The 17,801-nt window shown below is 69.5% G+C and carries 15 protein-coding genes and 2 pseudogenes; 11 read left to right on the top strand and 6 right to left on the bottom strand.

The genetic code is table 11. From position 1 onward, the window contains the following. Window positions 1–546: 546 nt before the first annotated feature. Window positions 547–870, top strand: a pseudogene (locus EU555_RS35105) (IS21 family transposase); the annotation flags it as partial. Between the two features lie 1,117 nt (window positions 871–1,987). Here the strand turns inward: EU555_RS35105 and EU555_RS35100 are convergent. From EU555_RS35100 to EU555_RS35085, 4 genes and pseudogenes are all read right to left on the bottom strand, one after another. Further along, entirely contained in the window at window positions 1,988–2,200 is a 213-nt protein-coding gene (locus EU555_RS35100; protein ID WP_236013066.1) for a hypothetical protein, read from the bottom strand. 92 nt (window positions 2,201–2,292) lie between these two features. Continuing rightward, window positions 2,293–3,627, bottom strand: coding sequence for an MFS transporter (locus tag EU555_RS35095; protein WP_135419908.1), 1,335 nt, complete (start codon window positions 3,625–3,627; stop codon window positions 2,293–2,295). Window positions 3,628–3,634: 7 nt separating this feature from the next. Further along, window positions 3,635–3,898, bottom strand: a pseudogene (locus tag EU555_RS35090) (nickel/cobalt efflux protein RcnA); the annotation flags it as partial. 427 nt (window positions 3,899–4,325) lie between these two features. Next, window positions 4,326–4,697, bottom strand: a complete 372-nt coding sequence (locus EU555_RS35085; RefSeq protein ID WP_060850413.1) for a DUF305 domain-containing protein — start codon at window positions 4,695–4,697, stop codon at window positions 4,326–4,328. 334 nt (window positions 4,698–5,031) lie between these two features. On the opposite strand from EU555_RS35085, the gene EU555_RS35080 reads away from it, so the two are divergent. From EU555_RS35080 to EU555_RS35070, 3 genes are all read left to right on the top strand, one after another. Continuing rightward, window positions 5,032–5,322: a hypothetical protein gene (locus EU555_RS35080; protein WP_082742923.1), complete on the top strand. Its 291-nt coding sequence runs from the start codon at window positions 5,032–5,034 to the stop codon at window positions 5,320–5,322. 258 nt (window positions 5,323–5,580) lie between these two features. Then, window positions 5,581–6,189 (top strand): sigma-70 family RNA polymerase sigma factor, encoded by a 609-nt coding sequence (locus EU555_RS35075; protein ID WP_099956027.1) that lies wholly within the window; start codon window positions 5,581–5,583, stop codon window positions 6,187–6,189. Beyond that, window positions 6,186–6,836 (top strand): NrsF family protein, encoded by a 651-nt coding sequence (locus tag EU555_RS35070; RefSeq protein WP_099956028.1) that lies wholly within the window; start codon window positions 6,186–6,188, stop codon window positions 6,834–6,836. Before EU555_RS35075 ends, EU555_RS35070 begins: the two co-directional genes overlap by 4 nt. Before the next feature lie 65 nt (window positions 6,837–6,901). Here the strand turns inward: EU555_RS35070 and EU555_RS37425 are convergent, their stop codons facing one another. Both EU555_RS37425 and EU555_RS35055 read right to left on the bottom strand, forming a co-directional pair. Next, window positions 6,902–7,801 (bottom strand): DUF6036 family nucleotidyltransferase, encoded by a 900-nt coding sequence (locus tag EU555_RS37425; RefSeq protein ID WP_238193667.1) that lies wholly within the window; start codon window positions 7,799–7,801, stop codon window positions 6,902–6,904. Then, on the bottom strand, window positions 7,798–8,289 hold the full coding sequence (locus EU555_RS35055; protein ID WP_123834464.1) for a hypothetical protein: 492 nt from the start codon (window positions 8,287–8,289) through the stop codon (window positions 7,798–7,800). The genes EU555_RS37425 and EU555_RS35055 overlap by 4 nt, the downstream gene beginning before the upstream one ends. Before the next feature lie 117 nt (window positions 8,290–8,406). Here EU555_RS35055 and EU555_RS35050 point away from each other — a divergent pair, with 117 nt between their 5' ends. The 7 genes from EU555_RS35050 (at window position 8,407) to EU555_RS35020 (ending at window position 17,508) form a co-directional block, all read left to right on the top strand. After that, entirely contained in the window at window positions 8,407–8,691 is a 285-nt protein-coding gene (locus EU555_RS35050; RefSeq protein WP_060850918.1) for a hypothetical protein, read from the top strand. A gap of 135 nt (window positions 8,692–8,826) precedes the next feature. After that, entirely contained in the window at window positions 8,827–9,228 is a 402-nt protein-coding gene (locus EU555_RS35045; protein ID WP_099956029.1) for a hypothetical protein, read from the top strand. A gap of 237 nt (window positions 9,229–9,465) precedes the next feature. Next, window positions 9,466–10,011, top strand: coding sequence for a FixH family protein (locus EU555_RS35040; RefSeq protein WP_091891552.1), 546 nt, complete (start codon window positions 9,466–9,468; stop codon window positions 10,009–10,011). Then, window positions 10,011–11,540, top strand: coding sequence for an efflux RND transporter periplasmic adaptor subunit (locus EU555_RS35035; RefSeq protein ID WP_135419907.1), 1,530 nt, complete (start codon window positions 10,011–10,013; stop codon window positions 11,538–11,540). The genes EU555_RS35040 and EU555_RS35035 overlap by 1 nt, the downstream gene beginning before the upstream one ends. Further along, the gene (locus tag EU555_RS35030; RefSeq protein WP_135419906.1) at window positions 11,537–14,701 is read left to right on the top strand and encodes an efflux RND transporter permease subunit; all 3,165 of its coding nucleotides are present in this window, start codon (window positions 11,537–11,539) and stop codon (window positions 14,699–14,701) included. Before EU555_RS35035 ends, EU555_RS35030 begins: the two co-directional genes overlap by 4 nt. Before the next feature lie 50 nt (window positions 14,702–14,751). Further along, window positions 14,752–15,222: a DUF411 domain-containing protein gene (locus EU555_RS35025; RefSeq protein WP_063111103.1), complete on the top strand. Its 471-nt coding sequence runs from the start codon at window positions 14,752–14,754 to the stop codon at window positions 15,220–15,222. 1,443 nt (window positions 15,223–16,665) lie between these two features. After that, entirely contained in the window at window positions 16,666–17,508 is an 843-nt protein-coding gene (locus EU555_RS35020; RefSeq protein WP_236013063.1) for an outer membrane protein, read from the top strand. The last annotated feature ends 293 nt before the right edge of the window (window positions 17,509–17,801 follow it).

The following is a 17,801-nucleotide window of genomic DNA, read 5'->3' as shown; positions in this document are numbered from 1 at the left end:
GCCGGGGCGATGGCCACGGCCATCGCCAGCACCGCGAGCAACATTGCGCGAAGAACTGCCAAGGACCCAGAGACCCTTCAAACCCGGAGGAGTCGTCGCACAAATGGACTTGCCCGGCAATGCACGAACACTTTGATTTAAGATGAAGCGGCGTCGGCGCTCGGCGCTGTTGGAATTCGGTCACAGGCCGTCCCCGCACGCGGCGGATATCGGCCGTCGGGACTTCGGCCGGAGGCTATGGCAGTGCTTGCCTGGCGGTGCATGGTTTGGAAGTCCCCGCGGCACTTGCGATTGTTCATGGTCTCGCCGAGCTCGCGTCGGTGAGGCTGCCGCCAGGGCATCAAGGTGAGCCGGCGCCCCGGTCCGGCCCGCCGAGGCCCTCGTTCCCCCTCGGTGACGACGGGGTCCCAAAACCGATGGCACCGGTCCGCTGAGCTGTGAGATCGCCTGCAATGTTAGCCCCCTGAGGGGCGATTATCGCGTCCAATCCTAGCCCCCTCGTCCCTGGCGATGGACCTCTCTGGCCGAGGGCCGGAGGGACAAAGGATGACGGGTGTGGACACGATCGCGCGGATCCGGTTCGAGCACCATCAAAACGGCAAAGGTATCAAGCGCATCGCCCGCGAGCTGGGCATCGCGCGCGATACGGTGCGCAAGGTGCTGCGCTCGAACGCCACCGTCTTCGCCTACAAACGCGAAGTCCAGCCGCAGCCCAAGCTCGGCACCTTCGTGGCGGTCCTGACGGCGATCCTGGAAGCGGAAGCCAGGCTGCCCCGGCGCGAACGGCGCTCGACCCAGCGCCTTTTCGAGGAGTTGCGCGGGCGCGGCTACGAGGGCGCTCACGACAGCGTGCATCGCTTCGTGAAGACCTGACGGACGACGTAGCACGGCCCGAGCCGCGCTCAGATCCGACAGCAAGGGGGCTAACCTTGGACGCGAAAGAGGGGCTGATCTTCGAAGCGATTTGACACGCTGAGCCGGGCATGCCCATGCGCGCACCGCCGACGTATGTGCAGCGGCGCTCGTGGCGCCGCCCTCCCCCGCAGGCCGCCAGGTTGGCACTTCAAGTCTTCCCGGAAGGGCGCAAGCACGCGTCGGGCCGTGATACTCGGACGCGTGTCCCCGTGGCGTTCCGGGGGGGGGGCAATTCCGTGACGGGCGCAGCGCCTGCCGGACACGGACCAGGCACCGAACGAGCCGCGATCCAGACCCTGCCACCGCGTCTCAACGCTGAGCGCCGGCTGGCCGGGGACGCTCGATCAAGACACGTGGGGGCGCCGGCCGGATCGATTCCGTCGTCAGTATGGCGTCCGGCGAACCGAACGCGGGGCGCGAGTTTCGATACCGTTCAGCCCGCCACGACGGGGGGACGTTGTCCCAGGCGCTCGCAATCGCCTGATCCGGTATCTCGGACATCAAGGCGGCGCTCAGAATGGCGGCGCGGATCATGGCTACGTTTCCCATCCTTAAGAAGCTCGACGCTTCCTCGAATGAGTTCGGGCCCGACGCGGGAAGGTTGCAGGCGGTCGCAATCTCTTGGCCTGCGGTCCCAGGGATGGCTTCGGGAACCGCGTCGGGGAGCCCGGCCCAGCGTTGCGGCCTCCTCCCCGTTCTCACGGCCCGGAACGCGCACGCGTTCGCGGCCGGACCGTCGTGGCAGCTCAGATATAAAGGGCAGACGCCGTCCCGGCGTGCCGCCGCACGTGCGGAGCCGGCCGAACGCCGTTTCGCCAAGCGCTTCGCTCAGGGTGATGGCCTCCCCAGCCCGCCGCCTTCGAGACTCGATGTGCCGCGTCACGGCAGCCTGGGACGTCGCGAGACCAGCTCTGGAGGCAACCTCGCCCGAGTTCGAGTCCTTCGGAAGCGGCGCGGTTCCCCCTCCCCCGTCGGGCCGACCCTCGGTCGCGGGGACGGCAACAAATCGCTCTGGGCGGAGCTTGGCGACGAGCCCCGCGTCCCGGGGCGTCCGACGGCCTCTTGCCCCGCCTCACCGCACCGCCATCGGGAAATGCCGCTCGATCAGGGCACAGGCGGCGCGGACGCCCCGCAGGTCCGCCATCCGGTCGAACTCGGCCGCGCCGGCACGCATGGCCGGGGCCCCCGTCCCGGCACCGAGATGCTCGTAGCAGCGCCGTGCCGTGTCCACGATCTCGGGGTTGAAGCGTTCGAAGGCGCACTGGGCCTGCGCCTGCCGCAGCATGCCGTGCATCCTGAGGAAGCCGACGCACTCAACCGCTCCTGCCGGTCCGCAGGCCACGACCAACGCGAGCGCGAGCAGGCGTGCCGCCAGCGTCAACCCGGCCGGGCCGCGGGCCAGCGTTGGTGCAGGTCGTCGATGACGAAGGCGTGGGCATGCCGGCGCGTCCCGACACCGTCCAGGTGCGGATGGCCGGGGTCGAGGTCGGGGTGCGCGTGCTCGACGACGTCCGGGTCAGAAACCGGCCAGAGCGCCGCCGCCGCGGCGATGGCGACCAAGGTCAGCGCGCCCAGCACCGCCAGCGTGACCGGCATGCCCGCCTTCGCGCCGAGCCAACCGGCAAGTGGATAGGTCAAGAGCCAGGCGACGTGCGAGAGCGCGAACTGGGCGGCGAACACGGCCGGGCGGTCGCCGGGCGTCGCGGAGCGCCGGAGCAGCCGTCCGGTCGGGGTCTGCGCGGCGGAGTAGCCGATCCCGAGCGCCAGCCAGGCGGCCAGCAGCATAGGCCAGCCGATGACGCCGCCCCAGGTCGTGGCGGCAAAGCCGAGCAGAACGACGCCGAGGAACGCCGCCGCCGGGAGCATGACCGTGCGGTCGGGCAGCCGGTCGAGCACCCGCGGCAGCAGCAGGGCCGCCAGCATCGAACCGCCCCCGAACAGCCCGAGCGCCACCGCGACGTCGTTCTGGGGCCGTTGCAGGAGGGCCTGCACGATCACCACCGTGTTGACGATGACCATGGAGCCGGCCGCCGCCACCGCGAGGTTCAGGGCGAGAAGCCCGCGCAGCCGCGGCGTGGCGAGGTAGATCCGCAGACCGCGCGTGGTGCGCTCGTAGACCCCCGCCCGGCGCTCGGGCGGCGTCGGGGACGGGAGCGCCACCGAGACGACCAGGACGGCCGAACACAGGAATCCGACGACCGTGCCGCCGAACAGCCAGTGGAAGTCGATGACCGTCAGCAGCAAGGCGGCCAGTGTCGGACTGAGCAGGTTCTCCAGGTCGTAGGCGAGGCGCGAGAGCGACAGCGCCTGGGTGTAGTCACGCTCGTCCGGGAGGATGTCCGGGATGGTCGCCTGGAAGGTCGGCGTGAAGGCCGCCGAGCACGCCTGCAGGACGAACACCAGCAGGTAGACCTGCCAGACCTGGCCGACGAAGGGCAGGATCAGGGCGACGCCGGCCCGGACGAGGTCGGTCGCCACCAGGAAGGCGCGGCGGGGCAACTGCCCGGTGAAGGCGTTCGCGATGGGCGCCACCAGCACGTAGGCCACCATCTTGATGGCGAGCGCCGTGCCCAGCACCGCCCCGGCCTCCGCGCCGGCCAGCTGATAGGCCAGCAGACCGAGGGCCATCGTCAGCAGGCCTGTGCCGATCAGGGCGATGACCTGCGCGGCGAACAGGTGGCGGTAGGTGCGGTTCGCGAGGACGCTCAACATGCCGGCCTCAGGGAAAACCGACCGGCCGGTAGAGCCAGGCCGCGAGCGTGGTCGCCTCGTGGTGGCGACCCTGCCCTCCGAGCCAGCCGGTATAGAGGCCGACCGGCACGATCAGGACGGCAGAGGCATAGGGGGCCCGGTGTGCGAAGGCACCGAACCCAGGCCAGCGCGAGGCGGCGTGCCGGACGCCCAACGCCGCCAGTACCCCGGCCGACACCATGGTGAGCGCCAAGCCGATGCCGAAGCAGGCGACCAGAACGAAGCAAAGCGTCGGTAACGCTTGAGGCGGCGGAGTGTCTTTCCTCTAGCGTCGGCGACGCTTCTTGAGTTGAACGCCCTTGGACCGCCGACGCGCCAAGTGAGGCAGTTCGCAGGAGCCTATGACACGGCAATTTGCCCGGCCGCAATCCCACGTGATCCGGCGTCTCAGTAGGGCCGAGCCTCGGGGACCGGGCCCGATGCCGAGCGGCCGGGGCGCGGGCGCGCCCGAGCGATAAGGGATCGCGTGACGCCACCCGGCCTCTCCCCGCCTCCGGCCGCGTCCGTGGGCGCTTCCGGAGGCGGGGAGAGGCGCGTCTGTCCGTCTTGATCTCGACCTGCTCGGATGCCGTCGGGCGGCGGCAGGCGGTCCGGCAGCCCAGCCGTCGAAGTGCCGACCTGGCCTGTCTGCAGTCCGAGGCCGAGCCGACGGCCGAAGGCTATTTTTCCTTGCGGATCTTAGCCTGAATCTCGCGCAGGCTCTTCTCGTTCTCCTCCTTCGTCTTGCGGGCTTCCTTCACGACCGTCTCGTCCTTCGAGTGCTTGATGGCGGCCTCGGACATGTCGACCGCGCCCTGGTGGTGCGCCGCCATGCCTTTCATCCAGGCGAGGTCGGGATCGGGATCCATCATCCCCTGCATCATCGCCTTGTTCATCTTGTCCATGGCCTCCATGGAGGCCTTCTGCAGTGGGCCCATGTTCTTCATGTCCATGTCCGACATGGACGCGCCCTGGCCGCCTTGGGCAAACGACGGCATCGCGCCGGGAGCCATGATCGCCATGGCAACGAGCGCGGTTCTCACGACCTTCATGCGTGCCTCTCTCTTCTGTACCCTACGGGGGTACAACCCGGTTGGAGTGGTCCAAGTTCGCGGTCGGCACGCCTTTCTGTGCGGCCCGGTCCCATGCCGAACTCGGCCGCGCGTCGGTGCCCGCCGGCCGGCCACCCGCCTGTCCTCGGCGGGCGACCGCCGCGGTCGGCCGCGACGCCGCGGGCGCGCCGCACGACCGGAGAGAGCGCGCCGCCCGGTCAGGAGGCGAGCGGATCGGTGATCGACAGGCTCCTCGGTTTACGCGGGCACCCGCCGCCGGGAAAGAACCGGCGACGGGGGACCCGGTCAGTCCCGGCTTCGGCGTTCCCCGTCAGTGGCGCTCCTCGCCGTGGTGGCCGCCCTCGCGCACGACTTCATGATGTTCCTCGCGATGGACCGCCTCGCCACGGTGGCCATGCGTCTCCCTGCGCTCGATGATGTGGCCGTGGCGCTCCGCGCCGTGGTGGTCGGCATGGCCGATCCCGACCTCGTCGAGGGCGCGGGCTGGCCCTGCCGCGGACCCGAACCCGGCCGTGGCGACCATGAGCAATCCGACCTGCAACAACCTAGGCATCTCGTCATCTCCATCCTTGCTCGGAGGCTCAAGAAACGCTCTTGGCCTTAAATACGATCCGGGGGTATATCGCGACGCTGGCCTCTCTCGCGGCGTTCCGCGCGGGGCACTGTAACCGGCCGCTCATGCGCTACGGATTGTCCCTAGTGGGCATTCGGTTCAGGCGAGACGGCCGGACGAGCGCGGCCGCGCCGGTCGGCCATGTCTCGTCGCGGGTTTGCCGGAGGCGGCGGAGCGGCGGCTGCGCGGCCCGCGGCGTTTATTCCGGGCGGGCACGCTCGTGTCGGGCGCGGGGCGGGCCGCAAGGACATGTCCAGTGACCGGGTCGGTGGCGGCTTCCGCGGATCGGCCGAGAGAGGCGTCTTGATCGGTCAGGAAAACGAGTTGCGGGCCTTGCTGTCGTCCGGCCTGGCCGGAAGCGCGACGGACTACCGCCTGTTCCTGGAGCGGCTTGGGCCGCACCTGAGGGCTTACTTCAAGGGTAAGCTCGCCCGCTCCGGACGCGCGGCGCCGGAAGCGGAGGATCTCGTCCAGGAAACGTTGATGGCGGTCCACACGCGACGGCACACCTACGATGTCGGCCAGCCGGTCACGCCCTGGCTTTACGCGATCGCGCGCTACAAGCTCATCGACCACCTGAGACGCACGCGCGCCTCGCTCGCCGACGTGCCCGTGGAGGACGCGGGCGAACTGGTCGCGCATGACGACCACGCCGCCGTAGAGAGCACGCTCGACGTCGAGCGTCTGCTCGGTCAGCTTCCGGGCAAGATGCGGCAGGCGATCCGGGCCATGAAGGTCGAAGGCCTGAGCGTGGCCGAGGCCGCGGCGCGCTCCGGCATGTCGGAATCGGCCATCAAGGTCAGCGTCCACCGCGGGTTGAAGGCGTTGGCCGCCATGGCAGGAGGCAAAGGGGAATGAAGACCGACGAACTCATCGGCTTGCTCGGCGCGAGCTTCGCCAGCGAGCCTGCCAAGTCTCCTGGCATGCTGCGGCGGATCGCGCTCGGGGCCGCCATCGGGGCCGCCGGGGCGCTCTGCCTCGCCCTTCTCGCATTGGGCGTCCGGCCTGACTTGGGTGAAGGCAAGTCACTGACCTTCCTCCTGGCCAAGCTGGCCTTCGCCCTCGCCGTCGGTGGCCTAGCCCTGCGTTACCTCGGTCGCATCGCTCGCCCAGGGGGCGAGAGGAGGGTGCATCTCGGCATCGCGGCCCTGCCGTTCGCGGCTGTCATGGTCCTCGCTGCCCTCAGCCTCGCCAACGCGCCGGCGGCACACTGGGGGACCATGCTCACCGGCCACATGTGGCTCGAATGCCTCATCTCCATCCCGGTGATCGCGGTGGTCCCCTTCGCGACCCTGATGTGGGTGGTCCGGAAGTTCGGCGCGCCGACGGACCTCGTCCGGGCCGGGGCCCTGGTCGGGCTCGCTTCGGGAGGTGTGAGCGCGATGGGCTACGCGATTCACTGCATGGACGACACCGTGCCCTTCATCGCGCTCTGGTACGGCGGCACGATTGCCCTCTGCACGCTGGCGGGCGCGCTTCTCGGGCCTCGCCTGCTGCGCTGGTAAGGCCGTCGGCTCACCCATACGCAAAAGCGAACCGCTCCCGGCCCGCCGCGCTCTTCAGGGGCGGGTCAGCCCGGAGGCGTCCAGTTCGGCCGTGGGTACCCGGACAGGTCACCGTGTCGCGCGGCGCGGACGCGCGGATGTGCATCCCACGCCTCCTGCGTCAGCTCCTCCCCGTCGATCAGGAAGGCGCTCGCCCCGTCCTGTGCCACCACCGCGGGGCCGAGAGGATTATCGAGGATATCGTAGAGCCCGGCCGCCTCGTTCCAGGCGCGGACCGAAACCGAACGGCGCTCGTCCATGAGGAAGGCGCAGTGCGTCCCCGCGGGATGGGGTGGCAGGACAGCCCCTGCCCGCACGGGTGCAGCGGTCGCGCGCCCGGGAGGCGAGGGAAGGCCGGCGAGGAAGGCGAGCGCACGCTGTGCCAGAACCTCCTCGAACCCGCATTCCGCTACGCGCGCCTGGATGACGGCAAGGTCGAGAGGCCGGGCCCGATGGTAGGCCGCGATGTAGTCCCTATCCTTGTCGGCGAGGCGGGCGAGCTTGGAAACGATCAGGTCCTCCGGGCCGGGGGCCACCACCGTCACGGTCGCCGTGCCGTGGCCTCTCACCTCCCGCACCACCGCGCGCGAGGGCCACGAGGGCGGCAGGCGGGCGGTGCGGTCGTCGACGCCGTCGATGTAGAAACCGTGCGCCGTGTGGAAGTGCGAGCCCTCGCCGAAGATCACGGAGATCTCTTCGGATGCCTCCGCGAGGTCGTCGTCTTGGGCTGCCTCCCAGGCCCGAGCGTTGGCGGGATAGGCGTCGATCTCGGGCGACATGCACATCGTGACCGGCGCGCCGGGCCAGCCCACGAGGATGCCCTGGCTGCCGACGACCACCACGGTGCGAGCCTTGAAGTGCAACGCCAGCGAACGGGCTGTGCGCTCCAGGTCCGCGACCGTCCGGATCTCAATCGGATGGCTCACGCCGGAACGGAGGAGCCTTGGCGGCCGGCATGCGCCGCGCGTTGGGCGGCCGCGCCTTTACGTGCCAGGCGCCAGATCCGCTTCCGGACGTTCGGGTCGCGCACGAACGACACGCCCTCCCCTTCCAGGAACGGCGAGGACAGCCGAAGCCGCTGCATACCCTCGTCCCGCCGGGTGAGGAGTTGCCGGATCGTCCCCGGCGGCTGCCCAAGGATCTCGCGCCACTCGGAGACGAAGGTGCGCTCGGGGTAGTCCGCCTCAAGCCGCATGACGGCCATCTTGGCGCTATCGAGGATGCCCGGGTCGCGCGCGAGCCGACGCGCCACCAGCCGATGGATCATCAGCTTGGCACGGTCGTTCACGACTTCCCTGTTTACCTCGGGACGCACGGGATGCCTCCGGAGCCGCTCGTGTTTCGGACGGTGGCCATTATGCCCGACGCCCGGAAACCCGACAACGTCGAAATCGAGGCTCGGTTCGGCGTCCACAGAGCCTTGGCTCTCCGGGGAGGCAGGGCTCGGTCCTCTGTAACCCAGGATCTGCGGGTCCCGAAGTCGTTCGTAGCGGCGCCTCGAAGGCATACGCAAACGACGATGGAGCATTCGATGAAGTACATCCTTGCAGCCCTGGCGGCCTCCACGATCATGACGGGCGGCGCTTGGGCGCATCCGCGGCTGACCGGCGAGGCCGTTCCCTCGGCAGGCTGGAGCGTCCTGGAAGGCCCAACGGGAGCCGCGCCCGAGGTGACGGGCAGCCTCGGCCGCGTTTGGGAGGGGCGTGATCTCCAGGGACGGGACCTGAGGAGCAGCACGCGCGGAAATGCCCAGTTCCCCGAGCGTCCCGCCGCGGCCCAGAACCTCGGCACCACTTCGGGTGGACCCGCGTTCTAATCAACGTCGGGCACGTTGCGGGAACGGCTGTAACCCGTGGGCCCGCACCCGCGAACTTGTATTCGCCGGACTCGTCGCGAGCCCGGCGCGTCCGGGGCTAGGCAAAGCCCCCGATCAGTGGGAGCTTGGGAGCGGATGTCGATCCGATCCACCATAGCGCGCCTGCTCACGGCCCTCGCCGTGCTCGGCCTGATCGCCGGGGCGTCCGTCGCCCCCGCGCAGGCGCGCGCCTTCGTGGGCGACGGCGTTCAGCGGGGCATGGTCGCTCAGCAAGGTGGCGTCACGACGCCACACGTCGCGCCGATGCCCGACGACATGTCGTGCTGCGATCCCGAGCCCTCGGGCCCGGACTGCCGCGACACCAAGGCCTGCCCCTTCGCGGCGGCCTGCGCCGCGAAGATCGTGCCGGGGATCCTGCCCTCCCCGCCTGCCGATGGCGGCCCGGTCGCTCCGGTCCTCCTGCCCGTTCGGCAGGACCATATCGGGCCGAGTTTGGCCGCAGCCCCGCAGGCCCCCCCTCCCAAACCGCGTTCCTGAGCACGCCCGAGAGCGGTGCCGCCCCGTGCGTGAGCATGCACGGCAGCCTTCGCGCACCGCCGCGCCGCGACGGCCCGAACGGTCGGGCTCCCGCATCCAGACGCTCCGGAACAGGATCATCCCCGTGTCCACCGAACATCCCGCATCCCCGCGGCCGCGTCCTGCCCCGGCGCATCCCGCACGCCCCGAGCCACGCGCGGCCCGTCTCCCCATCCTCTCAGTCCCAAGGATGGCGCCATGACGGGCCGGGAGGATTTTTTCGATGCTTACCAGGAGGACCGGCCGGCAGTGCGAGGCGCTTGGCTCCTGCTCGGGCTCGTCCTCATCGTAGCAGCCCTAGCGGGAGCCGGCGCCGGCTACGGGCTCGCGCGCGGCGCATGGGTCATTCCCGGCGCGGTCGCGGCACGGCTTCCGGAACCGGTCGCGGCGTGGCTGCCCAAGGGCGCGCCACTCATGCCCCCAAACCTCAAGGATTATTCCTTCGAGCTCCTGGATCCCGAGACTAAATCGGGCGAGGCGACACTCAGGGTGCGTCTGCTCGACAAGCGCGCCGGCAAGCCCGTGGCCGACGCGCTTGTCTACGCCCGACGCCTCGACATGGCACCCGACGGGATGCCGACGATGACGGGTAAGATGAAGCCAGAGGCGAGCCCGGAGCCGGGCATCTACGCCTTCAGGGCCAATCTGGCGATGGATGGCCGCTGGCGCCTCTCGCTGGCCGCGAAGGTGCCGGGCGAGACCGGCACCGTCCAAGACCAACTCGTGCTCAGGGCCGTCGAGTGATGGACCAGACGACACCGATCCACCTGGCGCGGCGACGTGACCGCGCGCACCCGGGCGGCCAGGCGAAGGCGTGGGTCGCGGCCCTCGTTCTCCTGCCCCTCGCCGTCGGCGGCGGCGCCCTCGCCGGGCTGAAGGCCGGCGAGGCGGGATGGCCCCTGCCGGCATGGTTCCCAGCCTCGGTCTCCGGTCTGCTCGTCGGTCGCGACGCGAAGCCGGCCGCGGCCGCGGATGCGCCCGTGCTCTACTACCGTGACCCCGACGGAAAGGCGGCCTACGCGCTCGCCCCGGCGCGGACGCCCGACGGACGCGACTACCTTCCGGTGCATGTCGGCGAGGATGTCGACTTCGAGCCGCGGCCCGCAGCGGCGAAGGAAGCCACGGCGAACGCCACCTACGCCGCGCCCCCGGCCGTGGGCCGGAAGATCCTCTACTACCGCAACCCAATGGGCCTGCCCGACACCTCGCCGGTGCCGAGGAAGGACTCGATGGGGATGGACTACCTCCCCGTCTACGAGGGCGAGGCCGAGGACGGGAACACCGTCAAGATCTCGCCCGGCAAGGTCCAGCGCACCGGCGTGCGCACCGAGCGGGCCGAACGTCGCGTCGTCAGCCGACCGGTGCGGGTCCCCGGCACCGTCACGCTCGACGAGCGGCGCGTCACCGTCGTGGCGACACGCTCGGATGCCTACGTCGACCACGTCGAGAACGTGACGACGGGCGACCGGGTGCGGAAGGGCCAGCCCCTGGTCCACGTCTACTCGCCCGAGATCAACGCGGCCGCCGCCCAGCTCATCGCCAATCCCGGCTTCGACGGGGCCCGGCGGCGCCTGCAGAACCTGAACGTCTCGGAGGAGGTGATCAACGAGATGGAGCGGACCCGGAAGGTGCCGATGGCCATCACTTGGTCCGCGCCCCGGGACGGCCTCGTCCTGCAGCGCACTGCCATCGAGGGCATGAAGGCTGCGGCCGGCGACACCCTGTTCCGGATCGGCGACATCTCGACGATGTGGGTGTTGGCCGAGGTACCCGAGTACGACCTCGGCAGCGTCAAGGTTGGCCAGCCCGTCAGCGTGCGCGTGCGCTCGCTGCCCGGGCGTAGCTTCGCCGGTAAGATCGGGCTGATCTACCCGCAGGTGAACGCCCAAACCCGCACCACCCGCGTGCGGGTCGAATTGCCGAACCCCGACGGGGTGCTCCTGCCCGATATGTATGCCGACGTCGAGATCGGGACCGGGGCGACGAAGCCCGTCGTCGCGGTCCCGAACGATGCCATCATCGACACGGGCGCGCGCCAGGTCGTGCTCGTCGACAAGGGCGAGGGCCGCTTCGAGCCGCGCGAGGTCAAGGTCGGCGCCCGCGGCGAGGGGTACACCGAGATCCGCGAGGGCGTGCAGGCCGGCGAGCAAGTCGTGACCGCGGCCAACTTCCTGATCGACGCGGAGAGCAACCTGAAGGCGGCGCTGCAGAGCATGGCGGCGCCCAAGCCCCCCACCGAGCCGCGGGCGCAGGCCGAGGAGAAGCCAGAATGATCGCGCGCCTCATCGGCTGGTCGGCCCGCAACCTCGTCCTGGTGCTGATCGGGACCGTCTTCGTGGTGGCGGCCGGTCTCTACAGCGTGCGCACCCTGCCGCTCGATGCTATCCCGGACCTCTCGGACGTGCAGACCATCGTCTACACCGAGTACCCGGGGCAGGCGCCCCAGGTCGTCGAGGACCAGGTCACCTACCCGCTGACCACCGCCATGCTGACGGTTCCGAAGTCGAAGGTGGTACGCGGCTTCTCCTTCTTCGGGGTCTCGTTCGTCTACGTCATCTTCGAGGACGGCACCGACCCGTACTGGGCCCGCTCGCGCGTGCTCGAATACCTGAGCGCGGCCGGCAAGCGCCTGCCGACCGGCGTGACGCCGACGCTCGGGCCCGACGCGACGGGGGTGGGCTGGGTCTACCAGTACGCCATCGTGGCCAAGCAGCAGACGCTCGCCGAGCTGCGCTCGCTTCAGGACTGGGTGGTGCGCTTCGGGGCCTCGCGCGCCGAGGGCGTGGCCGAGGTCGCGGGCGTCGGCGGCTTCGTGAAGCAGTACAACGTCGTCGTCGATCCGAACCGCCTGCGCGCCCAGGGCATCCCGCTCAGCAGGCTCCGGGAGGCGATCCGGTCGAGCAACGCGGATGTCGGCGGCCGCACGGTCGAGCTCTCCGAGTTCGAGTTCATGGTGCGCGGGCGCGGCTACCTGAAGAGCGTCGCCGACATCGAGAACATCGTGCTGAAGACCGAGGCCGGCACCCCGCTGCGGGTGCGGGACATCGCCCGGGTCGAGCTCGGGCCGGACGAGCGGCGCGGCATCACCGAGCTGAACGGCGAGGGCGAGGTCGCGGGCGGCATCATCCTGCAGCGCTTCGGCGCCAATGCCCTCAACGTCATCGAGGGCGCCAAGCAGCGCCTGGCCGAGGTCGCCGCGAGCCTGCCGAAGGGCACCGAGATCCTGCCGGTCTACGACCGCTCGCAGCTGATCGAGGCGGCCATCGACACCCTGAAGCACACGCTGGTCGAGGAGAGCATCATCGTGGCGCTCGTCTGCATCGTGTTCCTGCTGCACCTGCGCAGCGCGCTGGTGGCCATCCTGATGCTGCCGGTCGGCATCCTGATGGCGCTCGGCGCGATGCATCTCCTTGGGATCGGCGCCAACATCATGTCGCTGGGCGGCATCGCCATCGCGGTCGGGGCCATGATCGACGCCGCCATCGTCATGATCGAGAACGCCCACAAGCACCTGGAGCGGGCGCCCCCGGGCAAGCCCCGGGTCGAGATCCTGGTGGAGGCCGCGGCCGAGGTCGGCCCCTCGCTGTTCTTCTCCCTTCTGGTGATCACGGTAAGCTTCCTGCCGATCTTCACCCTGGAGAGCCAGGAGGGGCGCCTGTTCGGGCCGCTCGCCTTCACCAAAACCTTCGCCATGGCGGCGGCCGCGCTCCTGTCGGTGACCCTGGTGCCGGCCCTAATGGTACTGTTCGTGCGCGGGCGCATCATCCCCGAGCACCGCAACCCGCTGAACCGCCTGCTGATCTGGGTCTACCGCCCGGTCATCAGGGTCGTGCTCCGGGCCAAGGTACTGACCATCCTGCTGGCGGTGGCAGCGCTCGGCCTGACCATCTGGCCGGCCCGCCAGCTCGGCTCCGAGTTCATGCCGGACCTGAACGAGGGCACCCTGATGTACATGCCCACGACCCTGCCGGGCATCTCGGTGACCCAGGCCGGGGAGCTGCTGGCGACCCAGGACCGCATCATCAAGTCCTTCCCCGAGGTGGCCTCCGTCTACGGCAAGGCGGGGCGCGCCTCGACGGCGACGGACCCCGCCCCCACCGAGATGTTCGAGACCATCATCACCCTGAAGCCGAAGGCGGAGTGGCGTCCCGGCGTGACGCTGGCGAGCCTCAAGGCCGAGATGGACAAGGCCCTGCAGTTTCCCGGTGTGTCAAATGCTTGGACGCAGCCGATCCGGGCCCGCATCGACATGCTCTCGACCGGCATCCGCACGCCGGTCGGCATCAAGATCTACGGCACCGACCTGACCGAGATGGAGAAGGTCGCCCGGCAGGTCGAGGCGGTCGTGCGCAACGTGCCGGGCACGTCGAGCGCCTACGCGGAGCGGGTCATCGGCGGCTACTTCCTCGACATCACGCCGGACCGGGAGGCGCTCGGGCGCTACGGCCTCATGGTCGGGGACGTGCAGGACATCATCGCGACGGCGCTCGGCGGCGAGAGCGTCACGAACACGGTCGAGGGCCGCGAGCGCTACACCGTCAACGTGCGCTACCCGCGCGCCTTCCGTTCAAATCCGCAATCCATCGCCACCGAAGTGCAGGTGCCGTTGCCGGCCGGCGGCACGATTCCGCTGGGCGAGGTGGCCAAGATCCAGCTGACCCGGGGGCCGACCTCGATCCGCACCGAGAACGGACAGCTCGCGGTCTACATCTTCGTCGACCTGAGCGGGCGCGATCTCGGCGGCTACGTCGCCGAGGCCCGGAACGCGGTCAACACGGAGGTCCAGCTCCCGCAGGGCATGAGCATCCAGTGGAGCGGGCAGTTCGAGTACCTGGAGCGGGCGGAGGCCAGGCTGAAGATCGTGGTGCCCGTGACCCTGCTCGTCATCTTCCTGCTCCTCTACCTCAACTTCCGGCGCCTGACCGAGACGCTCATCGTCATGCTGTCCCTGCCCTTCGCCCTGGTCGGCGGGGTGTGGCTGATGTGGTGGATGGGCTTCAACATGTCCGTCGCGGTGGCGGTGGGATTCATCGCGCTCGCCGGCGTTGCCGCGGAGACCGGCGTGATCATGCTGGTCTACCTCGACCATGCCTGGGACGAGCGGCGGGCCGCCGCCCTGGCCGCCGGGCGGGAGACCACGCGTGCGGACCTGTACCAAGCCATCATGGTGGGGGCGGTCGAGCGGGTGCGCCCGAAGATGATGACGGTCGTCGCCATCATGGCGGGCCTGCTGCCCATCCTCTGGAGCTCCGGCGCGGGGTCGGAGATCATGCAGCGGATCGCGGTGCCCATGATCGGCGGCATGGTCTCCTCGACCGTGCTGACCCTCGTCGTGATCCCGGCCATCTACGGGCTCGTGAAGGGACGGAGGTTGGCGCTTCGGCAGGAAGGGTCGGCCGCCGTGCAAGCGGGGCTTCCCCGGGCCGCCGAGTGAGCGGGGCTGGACAGGCCGTCCCGGCGGCCGTGAGAAGACAGGAGTCGATTATGAGCGAACTATTCCGACCGTCCCGGCGCATCGTGGTCCTCGGCCTGGCGGCGGTCGGCGTACAGGCGGCATGGGCGGAGGATCTACCGGAGGTCGTCGCCACGAAGGACCCGAGCTGCGGTTGCTGCGAGGCCTGGGTCAAGCACCTGCGCGACGAGGGTTTTCGCGTCCAGGTCGTGAACGCCCCAGTGAACCCGGTCAAGGCGAGGCTCGGGGTGCCGCGGGAGCTGGCCTCGTGCCACACGGCCCAGGTCGGCGGCTACGTCATCGAGGGGCACGTGCCCGCGTCGGCCATCAAGCGGCTGCTCTCGGAGAAGCCGTCCGCCACCGGCCTCGCCGTGCCCGGCATGCCGGTCGGCTCGCCCGGCATGGAGGTCGAAGGGGTGGAGCCGGCCACCTACGAGGTGGTGCTGTTCGGCCCCGGCGGGCGCACCACCTTCGCGCGGTTTCGCGGCGGGCAGGCCGTCTAGCCGGGCATGGCGGCACGCCACCGTGGCAAGCGGGGGGATTCTTGGCCGAGGTCGACCGGAACGCTGCGGCTTTGACCTTCGAGCACGACGCGGACGACGGCGTGTCTTGCGGGGGCGGCCCGTGCACCGCCGTCGCCATCGTCAACGAGAGCGGAACATTGGCCTGCTTGTGCCAATTCGGCAACGTCCGCCACAGGCGGAGGAGCCGAGGCGGTTCCTGTCGAGGGCTACCGAGGCAAGCGACATCGACGATCTCGTCGAGGTGAGGATTGGGTGCGGTGACGATGCCGACCCTGAGACATCGACGTAGGTTAACCAACGGGAGCGCGACGGCACTGGCGGCGGTGCTGGTCTTCCTAACCCGGGGCCCACCCACCGCTGTGGCTGGACGCAGGGGCCCACAACGTCGCGGTCGTCGCGAGCCCAGCCAACATCTGGTTCGAACCGGGGCACCCGAACCGGGCGCCGCGCCGAGACGGCGGCCTTGGGACTGTGCGGTCGAAGAGGCGACCGCCCTCGCGTGGCGACCTCCGGCAAAACAGCAGGGTCGCGCCGCTAATCCTCGATCCAAGCGGCCAGCCGAAGGACACGACGCGGCGGTCGTCCCTCGGCCCACCGGCTCGGGCCGGACGCGCCCTTCTAGACTTGCCGGCGCCACCCGGCAACGACGCGCCCGGACCGGCTTGCCCGATGTAAGTTCAGGCCGAACGGCACGGGAGACCCAGATAGATGTACCAACCCCCTTGAAGCCGTCGGCGCACGCACTGGTCCCGTGATGCAAACGAGCGCTCCGTCCGGTTCTATTGGCCGAAGCAAGCATATGAGGGGCCATGGTGACACGTGCCGTGATCATGACGCGTGAAGTGGTTGTAGAAGCCACGGGAATGGGCGAGGTGCTCGCACTCGTGATAGGAATAAACGCAGCCGAGAAAGACTGGGCGGTAATGTACCCGGATTGTCCTGCCGGTCGGTGCGAGGCCGGCGGTCGAACCGATGTCGGATGCTCCACCGTAGGGTGGCCGTGACATCCGAAAGCCCACGGCACCTGCCCCGGTCGGGGCCAAGGCCAGGGCGAGTGCGGAGATGTGGAGAACTCGTCTGAGCATCGCGCATCCCTTCCTGCTGGTTTCCTGCCGTTGAACTCCCCCTTCGGGAGCAAGTAACGCACGAGCGGCGGGGCACGGTCGCACACCCCTAAGGGGTAATCGGCATGGCCGGACCGCGAATCCCCCGGAACGCAGGGCGTTTGAAGCCTGTCCGGACGCGCATAACCGCGTCTTCAGGCACTACGTGCACGCCTTACCCTTAAAAACCTCATCTTCCGCCGTCAATGGCGGCAGCCCTTCAGCAATTACCCCTGCGGGGTAATTAAGGGGAAATCAACCATGCGGTGGGAGGGTTAGGTAAAGAGGACTGTGGGTGAAGGACTGGACAATGGGTGGAATGGGTTGCATCGTGAGAACGCTCGGGCTGCTCGGCTTCGGCCTGATCTCCGCAACGTTCGTGGCGCCGTCACACGCGGCCGACCTGCCGCCGGTCGCGCCGCTGCCGGACCTGCGCGGAGCACTCGCGCCGGAGGCCGAGGTTTCCGGCTTTTACCTCCGCGGCGACATCGGTTTCAGCAACCAATCCGTGGAACGGCTCTCCAACAGCCTGGACGCGCTCGGGACGATCGAGAAGGTCAATCTCGGTTTCGCGGGCGCCCCGCTCGCGGGCGTCGGCGCCGGCTACCGCTTCGGCCGGTGGTTTCGGGCCGACGTCGCAGGCGAGTATCGCAGCGCCGCTGCGTTCACCGGGCTTGAACGCTACCGCGACGCGAGACTGCCGCTCGGTTACGGCACCGACGAGTACACCGCGTCGAAACGTGAATTGGCCGTGCTTCTCAACGGCTACGTCGATCTCGGCAATTGGTACGGCCTCACGCCGTTCCTGGGCGCCGGCGTCGGCGCGGTGCGGCTTACGCTCGACAATTTCAAGGACACGAACGTCGTCACGCAGGGCCTGGCCTACGCGAAGGCAGGCTCGAAGACGAACCTTGCGTGGGCGTTGCACGCGGGTGTCGGCTACGAGGTGAGCCCGAACTTCACGGTCGAGCTCGCATACCGCTACCTCAATCTCGGAGACGGAAAGACCGGCACGGTCTACAACTATGCCGGCCAGTGCGGGTCTTGCGAGGCGCTGACCTTCAAGAACGTCGATTCGCACGACGTGAAGCTCGGCTTGCGCTGGGCACCATGGGCCGCGACCGCCCCGGCCGAGCAGGCGCCGCTGGTGCGCCGGTACTGAGGTCGCGCGGTCCCGCACGGCACTCGCGCCGGTGGCGGGCTCCCCCGAGCCGGGACGGCGGCGACCACGCGGGCAGGATGGGGGGCGTGCGCGGCAGGGGCGATTGGCTGGCAGCCTCAAATCGCCAGGAAACGGCTTCGGACGCTCCACCAACAGCAGAAGTGTTCGTGCGTTGCCGATATTGGCGGCCTGTGCAAGGATCGGCCTGGGTAAGAGAGGGTCTCTGGGTCCTTGGCAGTTCTTCGCGCAATGTTGCTCGCGGTGCTGGCGATGGCCGTGGCCATCGCCCCGGC

This window comes from Methylobacterium nonmethylotrophicum, assembly GCF_004745635.1.
Classification (GTDB): domain Bacteria; phylum Pseudomonadota; class Alphaproteobacteria; order Rhizobiales; family Beijerinckiaceae; genus Methylobacterium; species Methylobacterium nonmethylotrophicum.
Note: the sequence above shows the minus strand (reverse complement) of the source record. Positions and strands in the feature narration are given on the sequence as shown.

Bases quoted from the DNA above. Each gene is read 5' to 3' on its own strand.
- EU555_RS35100 (WP_236013066.1), bottom strand. From the start codon at position 2,200: ATGCTGCGGCAGGCGCAGGCCCAGTGCGCCTTCGAACGCTTCAACCCC.
- EU555_RS35095 (WP_135419908.1), bottom strand. From the start codon at position 3,627: ATGTTGAGCGTCCTCGCGAACCGCACCTACCGCCACCTGTTCGCCGCG.
- EU555_RS35085 (WP_060850413.1), bottom strand. From the start codon at position 4,697: ATGAAGGTCGTGAGAACCGCGCTCGTTGCCATGGCGATCATGGCTCCC.
- EU555_RS35075 (WP_099956027.1), top strand. From the start codon at position 5,581: ATGTCCAGTGACCGGGTCGGTGGCGGCTTCCGCGGATCGGCCGAGAGA.
- EU555_RS35070 (WP_099956028.1), top strand. From the start codon at position 6,186: ATGAAGACCGACGAACTCATCGGCTTGCTCGGCGCGAGCTTCGCCAGC.
- EU555_RS35050 (WP_060850918.1), top strand. From the start codon at position 8,407: ATGAAGTACATCCTTGCAGCCCTGGCGGCCTCCACGATCATGACGGGC.
- EU555_RS35045 (WP_099956029.1), top strand. From the start codon at position 8,827: ATGTCGATCCGATCCACCATAGCGCGCCTGCTCACGGCCCTCGCCGTG.
- EU555_RS35040 (WP_091891552.1), top strand. From the start codon at position 9,466: ATGACGGGCCGGGAGGATTTTTTCGATGCTTACCAGGAGGACCGGCCG.
- EU555_RS35035 (WP_135419907.1), top strand. From the start codon at position 10,011: ATGGACCAGACGACACCGATCCACCTGGCGCGGCGACGTGACCGCGCG.
- EU555_RS35030 (WP_135419906.1), top strand. From the start codon at position 11,537: ATGATCGCGCGCCTCATCGGCTGGTCGGCCCGCAACCTCGTCCTGGTG.
- EU555_RS35025 (WP_063111103.1), top strand. From the start codon at position 14,752: ATGAGCGAACTATTCCGACCGTCCCGGCGCATCGTGGTCCTCGGCCTG.
- EU555_RS35020 (WP_236013063.1), top strand. From the start codon at position 16,666: ATGGGTTGCATCGTGAGAACGCTCGGGCTGCTCGGCTTCGGCCTGATC.